At 59.9% G+C, this 16,491-nt stretch carries 13 protein-coding genes and 1 pseudogene; 10 read left to right on the top strand and 4 right to left on the bottom strand.

What is annotated here, in order from left to right:
- Nucleotides 1-159 precede the first annotated feature (159 nt).
- Together RLDS_RS40460 and RLDS_RS40465 are read left to right on the top strand one after the other, a co-directional pair.
- The gene (locus RLDS_RS40460; protein ID WP_021226126.1) at nt 160-834 is read left to right on the top strand and encodes a TetR/AcrR family transcriptional regulator; all 675 of its coding nucleotides are present in this window, start codon (nt 160-162) and stop codon (nt 832-834) included.
- Nucleotides 831-2,375, top strand: coding sequence for a carboxylesterase/lipase family protein (locus tag RLDS_RS40465; protein ID WP_021226127.1), 1,545 nt, complete (start codon nt 831-833; stop codon nt 2,373-2,375). Before RLDS_RS40460 ends, RLDS_RS40465 begins: the two co-directional genes overlap by 4 nt.
- 342 nt (nt 2,376-2,717) lie before the next feature.
- Here RLDS_RS40465 and RLDS_RS40470 read toward each other — a convergent pair whose 3' ends face one another.
- Together RLDS_RS40470 and RLDS_RS40475 are read right to left on the bottom strand one after the other, a co-directional pair.
- Nucleotides 2,718-3,269 carry a flavin reductase family protein gene (locus RLDS_RS40470; protein WP_031298165.1) on the bottom strand — a complete coding sequence of 184 codons (552 nt, stop codon included), beginning with the start codon at nt 3,267-3,269 and terminating at the stop codon, nt 2,718-2,720.
- A 353-nt stretch (nt 3,270-3,622) separates the two neighbouring features.
- Entirely contained in the window at nt 3,623-4,477 is an 855-nt protein-coding gene (locus RLDS_RS40475) for an SDR family oxidoreductase (protein WP_021226129.1), read from the bottom strand.
- 88 nt (nt 4,478-4,565) lie between these two features.
- On the opposite strand from RLDS_RS40475, the gene RLDS_RS40480 reads away from it, so the two are divergent.
- A complete protein-coding gene (locus RLDS_RS40480; protein ID WP_021226130.1) occupies nt 4,566-4,976 on the top strand; it encodes a winged helix-turn-helix transcriptional regulator in 411 nt (136 codons plus the stop codon).
- A gap of 58 nt (nt 4,977-5,034) precedes the next feature.
- A pseudogene (locus RLDS_RS40485) lies at nt 5,035-7,272 on the top strand (heavy metal translocating P-type ATPase); the annotation flags it as partial.
- A gap of 190 nt (nt 7,273-7,462) precedes the next feature.
- On the opposite strand, the gene RLDS_RS40490 reads toward RLDS_RS40485, so the two are convergent.
- Nucleotides 7,463-8,317, bottom strand: a complete 855-nt coding sequence (locus RLDS_RS40490; protein ID WP_236616853.1) for an SDR family NAD(P)-dependent oxidoreductase — start codon at nt 8,315-8,317, stop codon at nt 7,463-7,465.
- Nucleotides 8,318-8,390: 73 nt separating this feature from the next.
- Between RLDS_RS40490 and RLDS_RS40495 the strand changes: the two genes are divergently transcribed.
- Nucleotides 8,391-9,305: an AraC family transcriptional regulator gene (locus tag RLDS_RS40495; RefSeq protein ID WP_021226133.1), complete on the top strand. Its 915-nt coding sequence runs from the start codon at nt 8,391-8,393 to the stop codon at nt 9,303-9,305.
- A 38-nt stretch (nt 9,306-9,343) separates the two neighbouring features.
- Here the strand turns inward: RLDS_RS40495 and RLDS_RS40500 are convergent, their stop codons facing one another.
- Nucleotides 9,344-10,306 (bottom strand): AraC family transcriptional regulator, encoded by a 963-nt coding sequence (locus RLDS_RS40500; protein WP_021226134.1) that lies wholly within the window; start codon nt 10,304-10,306, stop codon nt 9,344-9,346.
- A 278-nt stretch (nt 10,307-10,584) separates the two neighbouring features.
- Here RLDS_RS40500 and RLDS_RS40505 point away from each other — a divergent pair, with 278 nt between their 5' ends.
- From RLDS_RS40505 to RLDS_RS40525, 5 genes are read left to right on the top strand one after another with little or no spacing between them, the layout of a single operon-like run.
- The gene (locus tag RLDS_RS40505) at nt 10,585-12,165 is read left to right on the top strand and encodes a phytoene desaturase family protein (RefSeq protein ID WP_021226135.1); all 1,581 of its coding nucleotides are present in this window, start codon (nt 10,585-10,587) and stop codon (nt 12,163-12,165) included.
- Nucleotides 12,162-12,440, top strand: coding sequence for a hypothetical protein (locus RLDS_RS40510; RefSeq protein WP_021226136.1), 279 nt, complete (start codon nt 12,162-12,164; stop codon nt 12,438-12,440). The genes RLDS_RS40505 and RLDS_RS40510 overlap by 4 nt, the downstream gene beginning before the upstream one ends.
- Nucleotides 12,437-13,528, top strand: a complete 1,092-nt coding sequence (locus tag RLDS_RS40515; RefSeq protein ID WP_021226137.1) for a Zn-dependent alcohol dehydrogenase — start codon at nt 12,437-12,439, stop codon at nt 13,526-13,528. The genes RLDS_RS40510 and RLDS_RS40515 overlap by 4 nt, the downstream gene beginning before the upstream one ends.
- Nucleotides 13,529-13,587: 59 nt before the next feature.
- Nucleotides 13,588-15,036, top strand: coding sequence for a coniferyl aldehyde dehydrogenase (locus RLDS_RS40520; protein WP_021226138.1), 1,449 nt, complete (start codon nt 13,588-13,590; stop codon nt 15,034-15,036).
- A gap of 55 nt (nt 15,037-15,091) precedes the next feature.
- On the top strand, nt 15,092-16,486 hold the full coding sequence (locus RLDS_RS40525) for an NAD(P)/FAD-dependent oxidoreductase (RefSeq protein ID WP_021226139.1): 1,395 nt from the start codon (nt 15,092-15,094) through the stop codon (nt 16,484-16,486).
- Nucleotides 16,487-16,491: the final 5 nt, after the last annotated feature.

Here is a 16,491-nt window from a genome sequence, read left to right on the forward strand (position 1 = left end):
TCGCCCGATCTGCGACCTCCTTCCAGCTGGCATCCTCGGCCTTGGCATTGAGAAGCCGCAGATAGGCCACGAACTGCTGTTCTTCATAATGCACCGATGCCGTTGCATTAAGCTGAGTCATAACTACATATTGAGCCAACGCAGGTTCAAGGTTTCGGAATGGCAAGGTCAGGGCGCCCGACAAAAGAGCAATCGGAAGAACTTTCCCGGCGGATCATCGGGGTCGCCACCAGTATGTTCCTGGACAAGGGATATGCAGCTACCACCATAGAGGAACTTGCCTGCGAATTGCGTGCATCCAAGCGCAGTATATACAATAGATTCGCCGACAAGGCATCGTTGTTCAAAGCGGTGACAGTCAGCTACGCGGCGCAATCTTTGCAGACCATAGATCACTGTATTACGCACGGCTCTCCTCCAGAAGAGCAGATACACCAAGCATGTCTCAATGTGCTCGGCTTGTTCCTGACCCCTGACGTCGTCGCAATAGAGCGTGTTGTTGTCCATGAGGCGGGCCAGTTTCCAGAAATCGTGCCCATACTCGAAAGCGCAAGGTTGAGCGCGATGCATCGTCTCCAGCCCGCCATCGCTGCCTTGGGGCGCTGGTCTGTCGATGAGGCGCACACACGGGACGCAGCACAAATATTGTGGGATCTCACGATCGCGGCCCAAGTTCGAGGCGCAGCTCTGGGGCTGTGGCGGCCTGAAGTGACGGAACAAACGCGAACGGAGATGCGAAAACGAATCAACCTGTTCCTGCACGGTTATGCGGCTCTCATTCAATCCCAAGAGGCGAATGCTCCCGTCGAAACGGAAGGGGAGCGGCTGCAATGACGGTAAGTCCATCGCCTGCTGCGACCGATCTACATGAGCTCGAGCGGCCCACGACATCCGGCATTGTGCGCGGCGTAGTCGACGATTGTGTGCGGACATGGCGAGGCATTCCCTATGCCGCCCCGCCCGTCGGTGCATTGCGCTTTCGCGCGCCTCAACCGTCTCAATCCTGGGAAGCTATCCGCGACGCCAGCGCGTTCGGTCCGATACCGGTGCAGAAACGTGGTTTTGAAGCGATCGGCGGTGCTGGAGCGTCCACTCCGATATCCGAGGACTGCCTGACGGTCAATGTTTCCGCACCGCTTGGCGGCGGTCAGTCACCAAAGCCCGTGGTGGTGTGGATATACGGAGGCGGATTTTCGCTCGGCGGAAGCCGGTCACCGCTATATCGCGGCAATCACCTCGTGCAAAACGGTGATGTCGTCTTCGTCAGTTTCAACTACCGCGTAGGCCTTTTCGGCTTTTCGGACTTCAGTTGCTGGTCGACGCAGGAAGGCCCGGTCGATAGCAATCTCGGCCTGCGAGATCAGGTCGCCGCGCTGGAATGGGTGCGCGACAACATCGCGGCTTTCGGTGGCGATCCGCAAAACGTCACGATCGTCGGGCAATCAGCCGGTGCTGCTTCTGTTGCCTTCCTGTTGTGCGTTCCCGCAGCAAAGGGCCTTTTCCACCGCGCGTTCGCCATGAGCACGGCGGGGTTCAGCGTCTACGGGCGCGACGCCCATGCCGCCTTTGCACGCGAAATCCTTGGCATGCTTGGAATCGACCCGACCGCAGATATCGTGGGTGATGCGCTGAGATCTGTTGATGTCGACAGGCTGAACGAGGTCGCCGGGCGCTTCTTCTACGATATCGCTCCCGACAAATATCCGGGCTTCCTGCCGACATCGCCGGTCATCGATGGCGATTTCCTGCCGCAGCATCCGGTCGATGCTTTCAACGATGGCTTGGCACATCGCGTGCCGCTGGTGATCGGAACGATGTCGCGCGAGGGGGCCATTCTGGACAAGGCCCTCCCGGTGATCTGCTCCCGAGTCAACCGGCTGGAGGCCATGTTCGCGGCAGCCGATGCCGCGCTGCGCAGTCGCATCGTTTCTGCCTATCCGGGCTACCCGTCGAAAGGGACGGCCATCGACGTAGGCGGCGATCTGAACTTCTGGGTTCCGACGCTGCGCATCGCGGAAGGACATTCGCGCTTCGCGAACTGCTGGGTTTACCGCTTTGACTACGCCACGCCGCTCACACGACTTGCGTTTAAGGAAGCGACGCACGGCCTCGACCTGCCGATGCTGTTCGGCACGACCGGCGAGGGTGAACTCGGACGTCTCGATCTTTTCCGACGGAAACAGTCCAGAGTGGTCAGCCAGCGTTTTCAGAAGGCCTTCCTCGATTTCACCCACAGCGGAACACCGGAGTGGAACCGTTACGATGCCGAGCGTCGCAAGACCTGGATATTCGATACCCAGGATCGCGAAGAAGGCGATCCGCGCCATCAACGGCGAGTGGCCTGGGGCGGCTACCGGGGCCCCTCGTCGCCATAAAAACTCAAGGTGAGGGATGTCGATCGCTTCCACGTCATCGACGTATCGATCATGCGCACCATGACGAGTGGCAACGCCAACGTTGCGAAACAGGCGCTGGCCTTGCATTCCTCGAAGACGCTGGTCCCAACCTATTTTAGGAATGAGCGCTTCTCATCTGATCTTCTCGCCCAGGGGGGGCGCCTACCAGTGTGGTGGGACCATGAAAGAGGTTCGGAGAGCAGAATGTTGGAGGCAAGCAATTCCGATCTGAAAAAAGTAACCCGCGACCGCGGGTTTCTCTGGGCCACGGGAGAGGGGGAAACGGGTTGAAATTTGCCAGAAGCGAAAAATGCTGCCAGACTACCCCTCTACAACTCCAGGCGCGAGCCTGGACCTCATACTCTCCTTCCGATCGAATTTGCGACCGTCGGCGATAAATGTGCCGTCGCCGACGGCGTGCAACATGCGCTTTTCCTTGCGCGCATCATCATACCAGACAGCAAGTCCGTCCAGCACGATGATGCTGTGGCGTTCTATGATTTCCGTGACGCAGCATTCGATATTCGCCAGACATTCCCTGATGAGTGGAGCCCCGACATGCTTTCCGGGGAGCGCCGTGAGATCGAATTTCCGGAACTTGTCTGTGTCCTGCCCCGAGCAGGTTCCGATGCCGACGATCGTGTCGACCATGTCGACGGTTGGTATCGAGATCACACATTCCTTCGTAGTTTTGAGAGCTGCATAGGAATGGTTCCACCCGCCGGTCGTGATCGCGAACCGCGGCGAGAAATCCATGACCATCGTCCAGGTGATGGTCATGATATTATTCTCTTTACCGTTATTGGTCGTCACTAATACAACCGGTCCCGGTTCGATCAGGGTAAATGCTCTATCCAAAGCGAACGAATGCATATCATGATCCTTGTCATGGTGTGACGGAACTACGACCAGCTATTGCGTACCACTTATTTGCGGCTTTCCCACCTGTCGGATGGTGATGCGCGCGCAAGATCGGGCGGCAACGCGTGTAGCCCCAATCGTTCGAACCGCGAAGCGTCTGGTAAGCACCCGCTGCGCATGGGCTGGCGGCACGCCATGTCCGTCAGCATTCACCGACGGACATGATCTGTGAGTTGCCGACGCGGCGATGTCTGGTGGTGCAGACCCACGATTAAGTCTCACGCCGTTCCATCGCCAGCCCGACAAAGGGCCGATGTTTTGACAGAGTGCAGGTTAGACGAGAGGTCGCCTAACGAATGGTCCCTTCATGCCAGGGCCTTGAGGGCATCAGCGACGCTGACGGACAGTGGAGTGGTCGAGCGGCCGATCAGCTTTGAAAGCTGCTTGCCGTCGTCAAACAGCGCGCCCTCAGAGGCGCTGACATCCCAGCCAGCGATCGAGGCCGCCAGCGCTTTCGGCAAGCCGACCTCGATAAGTGCTTTCGTATATTCGGCTTCCGTCAGGTTCTTGTAGGGAATGTCTTTCCCGCTTTGCTTCGAGATTTCGGCGGCAAGGTCGGTGAGCGTCCAGGCGGTGTCGCCCGCCAGCTCGTAGGTCTTCCCCTCATGCCCCTCGCTGGTCAGAACCGCGACAGCGGCTTCGGCATAGTCGAGACGCGAAGCGGAGGAAATCTTGCCGTCGCCGGCGCTGCCGATGAAAGCGCCTCCCGCCAGCGCGCCGCCAATCGAGCCGGTGTAGTTCTCCGTGTACCAGCTATTACGCAGAATCGTATAGGTGATGCCGGCCCCCTTTAAAGCCGCTTCTGTCTGCCGATGCTCTTCGGCGAGGCTGAGCGGTGACGTGTCGGCATGGAGAAGGCTGGTATAGACGATCCGGCTAACCCCGGCCGTTCTGGCGGCATCAATGATGTTTCCGTGTTGCACCGCGCGCTGGCCGACCTCGCTGGAGGAGATGAGCAGTAGCGTCTTGACTCCCGCCAGGGCTGCTTCCAGTGTTTGCGGTATAGCGTAGTCGGCAGCGCGCACAGCGACGCCGAGATCGGCGGCCTTATCGGGTGAGCGGGCCAGCGCGACGATATCCGTCGCCGGGACTTTTGCCTTCAGCTTGTCGATCACGAGGCGGCCGAGCTGACCGGTTGATCCACTTACGGCGATGATCATTTTTTGAGAACTCCTTGTCGTGTCTGGCTGTCAATTGGATGTATGATGCTGCTGCCGATTAATAAGTACGCACATGAAGGTAAGTTTGATGAAATCTAACGCGCCCCCACGCGAAACCGGAGACGTTGCTGTCGCAAGTCTCTCGGAGAAGATCGAGCGCGGCAATCTGATGGTGGATGGCTGTCCTTCGCGCGAAGTGCTCAAGCACGTGACGAGCCGATGGGGCGTTCTGGTCCTGATCGCCCTGATGCCGGGCACACATCGCTTTAGCGATCTGCGCCGCAAGGTAACCGGCGTGAGCGAACGGATGCTGGCGCAGACGCTGCAATGGCTGGAGAAAGACGGCCTGGTGGATCGCAAGGCCTACAAGATCGTCCCGCCGCATGTGGAGTATACGCTTACCCCGCTAGGGCAGGAGGCTGCCGCCCGGGTTCGCGATCTGGCGGACTGGATCGAAATCTCATTTCCGCAGATCTCGCAGCGCTGGAATGGAACGTAGCGGGAAGGTTGATCGATGCCTCAGGATGGCAGCACCTCAGGCAGAAAGAAGGCGAGGCATGACATCGAACGACCACAATGCGCAGCACAATCACCAGTACCGACATGGCGCTCATCCTAAACCGGAGGGTGCAACAAGGGTCATCGATCCCGTCTGCGGAATGGAGATCGATCGTTAACGGCGGCGCATCGGGTGGAGTTCGACGGTCGGACCTTCTGGTTCTGCTCTGTCAATTGCAAGGACCGCTTCGAGGCGGTGCCCGCCAGCTATGCCGCCTCAGCAGCTGAAAACCCTGTCGCCACGCAAGGCGGGCATGCCTCCGCCGATGCTCACTCCTCCAGCCATTCTGCGCATGATCACACACAGCATGGCAAAGCGACGGAGCCGGTTCCGGAAGGCACGATCTGGACCTGCCCGATGCACCCGGAAATTCGGCGGGACGGCCCGGGAAGCTGCCCGATCTGTGGCATGGCGCTGGAGCCGCTGGTCGCGACGGCCGAGATTGGACCTAGCCCCGAACTGAAAGATATGACGCGCCGCTTCCGGATTGGCCTCGTGCTGGCGATGCCGGTCTTTCTGCTAGAGATGGGTTCGCATCTCATCCCTGCGCTGCATCATCTCGTTCCGCCCTATATCTCGACATGGGTGCAGTTGATCCTGGCAACAGCGGTCGTGCTCTGGGCCGGCTGGCCGTTTTTCCAGCGCGGCTGGACGTCACTGGTCAACCGCAGCCTGAACATGTTCACGCTTGTCGCCATGGGCACAGGTGTGGCTTGGGCGTATAGCATGGTCGCAGCACTGGCCCCCTCTCTCTTTCCATCGGCTTTCCGCGACGCCGACGGAACGGTGGCGGTGTATTTCGAGGCGGCGGCCGTCATTACCGTTCTGGTCCTTCTTGGACAGGTGCTCGAATCGCGCGCCCGGGAGCAGACCTCAGGGGCGATCCGCGCGCTGCTTGACCTCGCACCTAAAATAGCGCGCCGCATTAGTGCCGTTGGAAGCGAGCAGGACGTGCCGGTGGAGGAGGTTGCGCTTGATGACAGGTTGCGTGTGCGGCCGGGTGAAACCGTGCCCGTCGATGGCCTGGTGGAAGACGGCGTTGCTCGCTCGACGAATCCATGGCGACGGGCGAATCCATGCCGGTGACGCGCGCCGTTGGCGACAGGGTTGTCGGCGGTACGCTCAACCAGACCGGGGCGCTGGTCATCCGGGCCGAAAAGGTCGGCCGCGATACGATGCTGTCGCGCATCGTCCAGATGGTCGCCGACGCCCAGCGATCGCGCGCGCCGATCCAGCGCATGGCGGATCAGGTCTCCGGCTGGTTCGTACCCGTCGTCATGGTCATTGCCCTCATCGCATTTGCTGCCTGGGGGATCTGGGGACCGGAGCCGCGGCTCGTGCACGGATTGATCGCCGCCGTTTCCGTGCTGATTATTGGATGCCCCTGCGCGCTCGGTCTCGCGACGCCCATGTCGATCATGGTTGGCGTCGGCAAAGGGGCAGGGGCGGGCGTGCTGATCAAGAATGCCGAGGCGCTGGAGCGTATGGAGAAGATCGATACCCTTGTGGTCGACAAGACCGGCACGCTTACCGAGGGAAAACCGGCTGTGACGAAAATCGTCGCCGCGCAGAGCCTCCACCAAGACGAGATCCTTCGTCTCGCCGCCAGTGTCGAGAAGGCATCCGAGCATCCACTCGCACGCGCCATCGTTGCTGCGGCCGAGGCGAAGGGGCTCTCGGTCCCCGCTGTTACCGCGTTCGACAGCCCGACCGGCAAGGGTGCAGTCGGAACAGTCGATGGTCAACGCGTGGTGCTGGGCAACGCCGCCTTTCTTGGCGAATATGGGCTTGACGCGACGCCTCTGGCGGCAGCCGCAGATGATTTGCGCCGTGATGGCGCAACCGCCATCTATGTTGAAGTGGCCCAAAGGGTTGCGGGCATTTTCGCCATCGCTGATCCGGTCAAGGCCACCACGCAGGCCGCTCTTGATGCGCTCCACGCCGAGGGCATCTGCATCGTCATGCTGACCGGTGACAACCAAACCACTGCCGACGCCGCGGCCCGGCGTCTTGGCATTGATGAGGTGAAGCCGATGTGCTGCCCGATCAAAAGGCCGCTGTCGTTCAGAAGCTGAAGGCGCAAGGCAAGGTGGTCGCAATGGCTGGCGACGGCGTCAACGACGCCCCGGCACTGCCCGTCGCCGATATTGGCATCGCCATGGGTTCGGGCACCGACGTCGCCATTGAAAGCACGGGCCTATCAGTGCGATCATGGCGGCGCTTGTCGCTGGTGCGACGAGCATGGTCGCGGTGGACGCAACCGGGAGCCGCCGCGATCTCGGATGGCAACGGCGCTATTTATATCGTGAATAGCCGCCAGGCGATCCGGCTGCGGCAACCCAGGAAATTACCGCCGCCGCCGATCTCACGCTCGAAAGCAGCGGCCCTCCTGAGATGCTTGGCCAGACTATCGACGCGCTGTTCGCCTACAGCATCTGTCCGCCGGAGATGTCGAACGACGTTCCGTTCGCCCAGCCCATGTCGTCGGAAAGGATTGCTGTGACCGCACCGCCGATATCGTCTGGCAACCCTACGCGCCCCAGAGCGATGCCTTGCGCCACAAAGGCGTTGACAGCTTTGTTGTCACGGACCGCGCCGCCCGCGAAATCCGTGGCGATCGCGCCGGGCGCGATGGCGTTTACGCGGATCCTGCGGGCGCCGAGTTCGACCGCCATAAACCGCGTCAGTACCTCCACCGCGGCCTTCATCGCCGCATAAACGCTGTAGCCTGGTAGAGTGAAGCGCACGAAGCCGGACGAGACGTTGAGGATGCGCCCATCGTCCTCAATCAACGGCAACAGTTTCTGTGTGAGAAAAATCGGGCCGCGCAGATGCGTGGCGACCAGCGCGTCGAATTGCACCTCGGTCGTGTCCACAAAATTCGCGCGGATGCCGATGCCGGCATTGTTGACGAGGAAATCGAACCGCTCGCGATCGAAGGTTTCCTTCAGCGCACCACTGACTGCCTCTGCGAAAGCGGCAAAGCCGGCGGTATCATCGACGTTAAGCGGAAGCATAGCGGCCTTGCCGCCCTTCGCCTCGATTTCCTCTTTCAGCGCCTTGGCCTCTGTCGCGCCTGTGCGATAGGTCCCGACGATGCCGACACCACGTTCGGCGAGATGGAGCGCCATGTTGCGGCCAAGTCCGCGACTGGCGCCGGTGATGAGGGCGATCTTTTCGGTCATGTCTTGCCTTTCAGGAGGTTGATTGTGGTGAGGTCCGCCATTCCCAGACGTTCCTCGACCTTCCTGAGATAGGTAATCCATCAGCCGCGAACCCACCCGATACGCTCAGCTTCTTGCCCGATTGTCTCACGCGCCTTGTTTGAAGCGATGGCAGGGGTCATAATGGCTCATGAGCAATGACTATGAGCCGCATCTGGATATCGCCTTGCGCCATGCCGCGCCGGGGCGTGCCGGGACACAGGTCCCGCACCTCGATCTGCGAGTAGGCCATGCCCGGACCGCAGGTACTCCATGCCTCTATCGGTCTATGGTCTGTTTCATTCTTCAGGGGGCGAAGCGCGTTGCGATCAACGACGAGGTGTTCAGCTATGACAGCTCGCACTATCTGGTCAGCGCCCTCGACCTGCCGTTGATGGGCGAGGTACTCGATGCCGACCGGAGCCGGCCCTATGTCGCGGTGTCTTTGGTGCTCGATCCGGCTTTGCTGGCTGAACTGGCGGCGATGATGGGGCCGGAGCGGGAGGCCGATGCCGGAGGGATAGGCATCGCGATAAATCCCATGACAGCGCAGCTTCGCGACGTGCTACTCCGGCTGCTGTCGCTGCTCGACACGCCCGACGACATTCCCGTGCTTGCGCCGATGGTCGAGCGCGAATTGCTTTACCGGCTTCTTCAAGGGCCGCAGGGTCGCCTGCTGCGCCAGATCGCGCGGCCGGACGGATCACTCGCGCGCATCCGTCGCGCTGTCGCATGGATCAGGGATCATCACGACAAGCAATTGCGCATCGAAGCGTTGTGCGAAGCGAGCGGCATGAGCCGCCCCAGCCTGCATCGGCATTTCCTCGCTATCACCGGTTTCAGCCCGCTGCAGTATCAGAAGCAGCTTCGTTTGCAGGAGGCCCGCCGCCTGTTGCTTGCCGGCGAGCGCAATGCCTCTGCCGTTGCCTTCGCGGTCGGCTACGAGAGCGCGTCCCAGTTCAGCCGCGAATATCTGCGGCAGTTCGGTGCGCCGCCCGCTCGCGATGTCCGCCAGGTACGGCGGCAGATCGAGGAAGCTGTCTTCAAGCGACCACCTTTTATATAGGGGGCAGGCGAGATTTCGACTTCCACCAGTCGGTCGTGTCACTGCTTCCGCTCATCGGTTATCGCATGGCGGAAGCGGCTAGGCGACATACCGTATCGTCGTGCGAACCGGCGCGCAAAATATCCCGGATCGGCGAAGCCGCAGGACCAGGCGATCTCTGCGATCTGCGTCATGCTACGGTGGTCTACGAGTTTCAAACGCGCAGCTTCCAGGCGCTGGGTCTCGAGTAGAGTCAGAAAGGTCGTCTTTGCATCGGCAAGTGTCTTGTCGAGATAACGGCGGGAGATACCCAGGTCATCCGCGACCTGCTTTGCTGTGAGATTCCTCTGGTCGTATCGATCCCGAATAATCGCGCGGATACGTCTTAGCAATTCCGTGTCGTGACGCCTTTGCATATGCTCATGCGGCCCCAGAGCAAGAACCAGCAAGCCCGCCATCTGGTCTGCCAGCAGGGCGCGGGGCAGCGGAGCGTTGTCAAGACCATCGGTTGCGATCGCATTCATCATGCTGACCAAGGGCAGAACCCACGAACCGCTCGCGTCAACCGCCCGACCAGCCAAAATAGACGGCTCGGGCAGCCAGTGTTGCAGCCAGAGATAGTCTATATGAGCGGTCAGGCAATAATGATCGGCCGGGAACAGAATGTCCCACGGCTGGGCGCAATCCAGCAGGTACATGGTGCCGGCTGGAAGTTCACAACTCTTGCCGCCTTGCTGCGCGTGCGCCGCGCCGGACCGCAACAGCATGATGTGGAAATCCCTGTTTCGATCGCGTTCAATCATCGATTGGCTGCGGATGACCCGCTGGGGGCTGACCTTCATGAAATTAAGCCCGACCGGCCCCATCTCGTAATGCTGCCAGAGCATTCGATAATGGCCGGACTCGTCGTTTATCCGCGTACTGCCAATCTCCCGCGAGGTGAGCTCCTCCGTTTCCGCCAAAGCCCGCGAGGTGGAGACAGACGACCACGACCAGTCTGCGCCATTGGAAATCGTCACCATGTGGCAAGCTCCTTCCTCTTTCACTCGAGGAAAGCCTCTTGGTGCTACCTCATCCTGCGCAATGGACCTGCCCCTATTTTGATACGCCTCACGGCAGCGGTGCGTCAACGGTCGGAGAACCATCCCCTCAGTGGAGGATGCTCGGGCCAGTCTTTGTTTCCGGGTCCTGTGTGCAGCGTGTGCTTGATCGTCCCGCATATAGTGCTCAAACGTCCTAACTGGTCTTCCAACTGGCTATTACCAATTCCCCAAAGCAACCCTTACCCTTTGGGAGTAAAATGGTGTCTGAAACATTTGATGTTATTGTCGTCGGCGGCGGTCACAACGGCCTGACCACAGCGGGCTATATTGCCAAGGCGGGTAAATCGGTCCTCGTTCTGGAGGGCAAGCCCTATTTCGGTGGGGGCGTTGCGACGAAGGAGGTAACCGTCCCGGGTTTCAAGCACGATCTGCATTCGTCGGCTCATCTCGGTATTCTCATCAACCCGCTCATCGCCAATGATGAGCTTCAGTTGAAGAGCAAGTACGGGCTGGAATATATCCGTCCCAACGCAGCCTATGCGACGACGTTTACCGATGGCAGCACCCTAATCGGGTACAATGATCTCGAGCGCACTCTCGATAACATCGCTTCGACCTGCTCCCGCAGGGACGCCGACGCCTATTACAAGCTGTACCAGGAAAGTTCGGCCTTCGTCCCGATGGCGACGGCGCAGATGTTTGTGCCGCCGCCGCCATATGGGGCCTTTATCGCCCTGCTCGATCAGGGGGCGGAAGGTCGCAACATCCTGCACGAACTGGAGAACAGCCCGCTCGGCATTCTCAACGAGCGGTTCGAGAGCGATAAGCTCAAGATTCACATGATGCGTCTGTTGACCGAACACTTCGTTGACCCTGAGGCAAGAGGCGAAGGCGGCGCATTGTTCATGTACCCGGCGTTCATCGAGAAATATGGTTTGCAGACACCGCGAGGCGGTAGCGGCGCGTTGGTCGATTCGATGGTGCGCCAGTTGAAGGATCACGGAGCAGACCTGCGGACCGATTCCACCGTCGTCAAGGTCCTCACCAGCAAAGGCAGGGCGGTGGGCGTGCGTCTCGCTGATGGCGCAGAGTTTTTCGCGAAGGAAGCCGTCGTCGGACAGATCCATCCCTTCAATCTACCGAAGATGCTCGATGAGGGCATTCTCGAAGATCAGACGAGGTACGAAATCGACCGCGCGGAAACAGCGCCCTTCTGCTGCGTCACGGCGCACTACGCATTGGACAAGCCGCCAACCTATGCCCATCCGGACATCAATCATGCCTGGCTGCACGGCTTGTGCCCGACATCGCTGGCGGATTACAAGAAAGTGCTGTTTGACGTCCGTAACGGCTACATCCCGAAGATTCCCTCGCTGGGCACTATTTCCACGCACGCGGTGGACCCAACCCGTGCGCCGGAAGGCAAGTCTACTTTCCTTGTCTGGCGGATCATGCCGTTCAAACTGGCCGACGGATCGTCCTGGTCTGAACATAAGGCAGAGGTTGAGGAGGAAACGCTCAACCTGGTTGATTCATTCCTGCCGGGCCTGAAGGCAAGCGTTATCGGCAAGGCTTTCGACACGCCTGATGACATCGCCGCCTACTCGCCGACCTTCCAGAACGGGGATGTGTCTGGCCTTGCCTCTCCACTGTTTCAAAGTCAGGGGCATCGCCCGACACCGTCATTATCGCAATTCACCGTGCCTGGTGTTGAGGACCTGTACCTGTCAGGTGTGTTCATGCATCCAACAGCAGGTGGCGTCTGCGGTGGTGGGCGGGTTACCGCGGTAAAGCTGTTCGATGACAAGGGCTGGGACTTTGACAAGGTGACGCAATGACGTCACCCACACCCAATGGTGCTTCAAAAGCGCCCCGCAAGAGCGTCAAGCTGTTCACACTCGACAAGACAATCCTCATGGACGTCGCCTCCGTGGCACCTCATGAGCAAGGCATTCTGATCGAAGGCAAGGTCATGGGCACCATGCCCATGAAAGTGGTCCTCAAACCGGACGAATTGCGAGCCGCTTTGAAGTTCGTAACGCCAGGGCTGATCTGGAAGATCCTGAAAATGCTGTTCAGCCGAGGAAAAAGCAACGCTGGAGGAAAACGATGAAAGCCGCGGTTTTGAACGCAACCGGCAATCGCTTCGAGATCGAGGATATCGACATTGCCGCTCCGATCGGCAGGGAGGTTCTGGTCGAGGTCAAGGCGTCCGGCCTGTGCCATACGGATCTTCATTTTGCCCATAACGACTTCGGCGTGCCTTTGCCTGCCGTCTTCGGTCATGAGCTTGCAGGGATCGTGAAAGCCATTGGGCCGGACGTGCGGGAATTTGCGATCGGCGACCATGTGGCCGCTGCGCTCATTCAATATTGCGGGCATTGCCTCTCCTGCCTGTCTGGACGCACGTTCCAATGCGACAGCCCCGGAGAATCTCTTCGCGATCCCGCCCAGGGCCAGCGCCTCACATATAAGGGCGAGGCAGTTACTCCCGCGTTCGGCACCTCGGCATTTGCCGAGATGTCGCTGGTGCATGAGAACCAGTTGGCGAAGATCCCTAAAGACATCCCATTTCCCCAGGCCTGCATCCTTGGCTGCGGGACGATCACCGGAGCCGGCACTGCTATCAACACGGCCAATGTGCGGCCGGGCGATACGGTTGCCGTGATCGGTGTGGGCGGCGTCGGCCTGAACGCGATATCCGGGGCCAAGCTTGCGGGGGCCACACGGATCATCGCCATCGATCTGCAACCCGCCAAGCTCGAATTGTCCAAGCGGTTCGGCGCTACGGACACCGTCAATTCGGCAGAAACAGACCCTGTCGCCGAAGTGTTGCGCCTGACCGGCGGCGGCGTCGATCATGCATTCGAAGTGATCGGTCTCAAGTCGACCTCCGAACAGGCGATTCTGATGACACGTGTCGGAGGCGGAGCCTATCTGATCGGTGTTCACAAGCCCGGAACGAAGCTTGAGATCCCGCTGATGGAAGCTCTGTTGCCGAAGCAGCGTAAGGTGCAGGGTGTCATGATGGGGTCGACGAATATCAAGCATGACATTCCGATGTACGCCCAGCTCTACCTTGAGGGGCGGCTCAATCTTGACGACCTCGTTTCGCGGGAAATCAACATCTCCCAAATCAACGAGGCTTACGAGGCGCTCAAGGGCGGCACGATCGCCCGCAGCATCATCACCTCATTCTGAGTGCGCAGACCCGCAAGGGCGTGTTGCGCGGCGGCGTTCATGCCGCGAAAGGAAGCGCCATGAGTAATCCCGATACACATTCTCCCGGCATCGAAACCGGTGAGGATGAGATGAAAAACCTCCTCCGGCGTCAGAAGCAGGCCTATCTGTCGGATGGATATCCTGATCTCGCCCTGCGTCTCGATCGCCTTGATCGTCTGGCCTCGCTGCTGGCCACAAATAGCGAGCATATCGCCGACGCCATTTCGCAAGACTTCGGCAGCCACAGCCGCGAAGCCAGCCTTTTTTACGACGTGGTGGCACTGCTCGAATCGATCAAACACACCAGGGCGCATCTCGCCCACTGGATGGATACTGAAGTCTATAGCCCGCCCTATCCCGGAACAGCAGCCCATGTAGCGTTCCAGCCGAAAGGCGTCATCGGTGTGGTCAGCCCGTGGAACTTCCCGGTCCAGCTTGCCTTCGGTCCGGTTATCGGTGTCCTCGGCGCGGGCAATCGGGCGATCCTGAAACCGTCGGAATTGACCCCTGTAACCTCCGAACTCATGCGACAACTGGTTGCCGGCAGCTTTGATGAACTCGAACTGGCGGTGGTGACTGGTGGACCGGATATCGGTGCTGCGTTTACCGCTCTTCCATTCGATCATCTGGTGTTTACCGGCGGAACGGCGGTGGCTCGCCATGTGGCGCGCGCTGCGGCAGACAATCTGACGCCGCTAACGCTTGAACTGGGCGGAAAGTCGCCGGTGATCATCAGCGGCTCGGCGGATTTCGAATTGGCCGTCGGCCGGATCATGGCGGCAAAAACGCTGAATGCCGGGCAAATATGTCTCGCGCCGGATTATGTTTTCGTTCCCCGAGGGCACGAGGGAGAACTTGTTGACGCTGCCTGTGCCGCTGTCGCGAGGATGTTCCCGACGCTGAAAGAGAACCCCGATTATACGTCGATCATCAACGAGCGTCATTATCATCGTATCATGGGACTGCTGAGCGATGCGAAGGAAAAAGGCGCGACGATCGTCGAGATCAATCCGTCCGATGAGGATTTTTCGCAGCAGTCCGCACATCGAATCCCTCCGACCCTTGTGTTGAATACGACCGCCGAGATGCGGATAAGACATGAGGAAATCTTCGGCCCTGCACTGCCGGTGCTTTCTTACGATCGGATCGATGACGTTATCGATCTGATCAATGCAGATGCCCGACCGCTCGCGCTCTACTATTTCGGGCAGGACGCGGCGGAGGAAAAGCATATCCTCGACGCGACGACGTCCGGCGCGGTGACCATCAACGATTGCGTCAGCCATGTTGCGGTGGAAGATTTGCCCTTTGGCGGAATCGGCGATTCCGGCATGGGCAACTACCACGGAAAGTGGGGTTTCCTGAGCTTCAGCCATCCTAAGGCGATCTTTCGGCAAACGGATCGTCAAGAGGGTGACGCGCTGGTGCGTCCACCCTACGGCGAGCCTGTCAGGCAGTTCCTGGAGACGACCATATCAGGGAGGTGAAGGCGCTTCGAAGCCTATGCGCGGAGGGAAAAGTCGATGCCCAAGGCTGTTTCGTATGGCCTTGGACCGACAGCTTCATATCGAGACCTTCTATATCAACAGGGAAAGTGGCGGCATGCCTTCACGCAAGACAATTTCTGCCTCTCCTCACCGTGTTGTCGTCGTCGGCGCAGGCTTCGGCGGGCTCGAGGTCGTCCACCGGCTCAATGGAGCGCCGGTGGACATCACTCTCGTGGATCAGCGCAATCACCATCTCTTCCAGCCGTTGCTTTATCAGGTTGCCACCGCGTCGCTGGCAACATCGGAAATCGCCTGGCCGGTCCGTCATCTTTTGCGGGACCGTTCCGATGTCAGCACGCTTCTCGCAAAAGTCGTGGGTATCGACATGGATCGGCGCCATGTTCTCCTCGATGACGGCTCCTTCGTCGCTTACGACACTCTCGTCCTCGCCACGGGAGCGCGGCATGCCTATTTCGGGCATGATAGCTGGGAGAATGTGGCGCCGGGCCTGAAGACGCTGGAGGATGCGACCACGATCCGGCGACGTATCCTGCTGGCATTTGAGAAGGCTGAGCGCGAGAGCGATCCTCAACGCCGGCAGGCGTTGCAGACCTTCGTCGTGATCGGCGGCGGCGCGACGGGTGTGGAAATGGCGGGAGCAATAGCCGAACTGGCGCACGATACGCTGGTCCGCGATTTCCGATCGATCGACACGCGCATGACGCGGGTGGTTCTGATCGAGGCCGGTGCGCGCATACTGCCGGCTTTCGTCGAAGGGCTGGCGCAATACGCCCATCGCTCGCTGGAGAAGCTGGGAGTAGAGGTCAATCTTGGCGAACCCGTCATAGACTGCTCTGCCGACGGGGTGATCTATGGTGGCAAATCGCTTGCGGCCTCGACCATCGTCTGGGCAGCCGGTGTGCAGGCGTCACCTGCGGCGCGGTGGATCGGCACCGAAGCCGATCGTGCCGGGCGCGTCGTCGTCGAGGCGGATCTGACCGTCCCCGGCTTTCCCGAAATCTTTGTCATCGGCGACACGGCTGCCGTGAGGGCACCCGATGGCGGCATGGTTCCCGGCATTGCCCCGGCCGCGAAACAGCAGGGCGGCTATGTTGCGGCGTCCATCCGCCGGCGGCTCGCCGGAAAATCAGATACGGCTCCCTTCCGCTATCGCCATCAGGGAAGTCTCGCGACGATCGGCAAGCGCCTCGCCATCATCGATTTCGGCTGGATCAGACTGCGTGGAGCGCTCGCCTGGTGGCTATGGGGCCTCGCGCATATCTACTTTCTTATCGGTGTTCGCAATCGAATGAGCGTGGCATGGAGCTGGCTCTGGATTCATATGCGCAATCAACGCGGCTCCTTGCTGATTACTCAAAATGAGTCAGTGAAACATGACTGCACCAAACCGCCTTCTTCGGTTGAGCATCTGCCGGATCGCTCCGTCTAGTGTGC

Origin of the sequence: Sphingobium lactosutens DS20 (assembly GCF_000445105.1) — a bacterium.
GTDB lineage: Bacteria > Pseudomonadota > Alphaproteobacteria > Sphingomonadales > Sphingomonadaceae > Sphingobium > Sphingobium lactosutens.

What these genes read in the sequence shown, in the direction of transcription:
- RLDS_RS40460 (WP_021226126.1), top strand. Translation starts at nt 160, where the DNA reads ATGGCAAGGTCAGGGCGCCCGACAAAAGAGCAATCGGAAGAACTTTCC.
- RLDS_RS40465 (WP_021226127.1), top strand. Translation starts at nt 831, where the DNA reads ATGACGGTAAGTCCATCGCCTGCTGCGACCGATCTACATGAGCTCGAG.
- RLDS_RS40470 (WP_031298165.1), bottom strand. Translation starts at nt 3,269, where the DNA reads ATGCATTCGTTCGCTTTGGATAGAGCATTTACCCTGATCGAACCGGGA.
- RLDS_RS40475 (WP_021226129.1), bottom strand. Translation starts at nt 4,477, where the DNA reads ATGATCATCGCCGTAAGTGGATCAACCGGTCAGCTCGGCCGCCTCGTG.
- RLDS_RS40480 (WP_021226130.1), top strand. Translation starts at nt 4,566, where the DNA reads ATGAAATCTAACGCGCCCCCACGCGAAACCGGAGACGTTGCTGTCGCA.
- RLDS_RS40495 (WP_021226133.1), top strand. Translation starts at nt 8,391, where the DNA reads ATGAGCAATGACTATGAGCCGCATCTGGATATCGCCTTGCGCCATGCC.
- RLDS_RS40500 (WP_021226134.1), bottom strand. Translation starts at nt 10,306, where the DNA reads ATGGTGACGATTTCCAATGGCGCAGACTGGTCGTGGTCGTCTGTCTCC.
- RLDS_RS40505 (WP_021226135.1), top strand. Translation starts at nt 10,585, where the DNA reads ATGGTGTCTGAAACATTTGATGTTATTGTCGTCGGCGGCGGTCACAAC.
- RLDS_RS40510 (WP_021226136.1), top strand. Translation starts at nt 12,162, where the DNA reads ATGACGTCACCCACACCCAATGGTGCTTCAAAAGCGCCCCGCAAGAGC.
- RLDS_RS40515 (WP_021226137.1), top strand. Translation starts at nt 12,437, where the DNA reads ATGAAAGCCGCGGTTTTGAACGCAACCGGCAATCGCTTCGAGATCGAG.
- RLDS_RS40520 (WP_021226138.1), top strand. Translation starts at nt 13,588, where the DNA reads ATGAGTAATCCCGATACACATTCTCCCGGCATCGAAACCGGTGAGGAT.
- RLDS_RS40525 (WP_021226139.1), top strand. Translation starts at nt 15,092, where the DNA reads ATGGCCTTGGACCGACAGCTTCATATCGAGACCTTCTATATCAACAGG.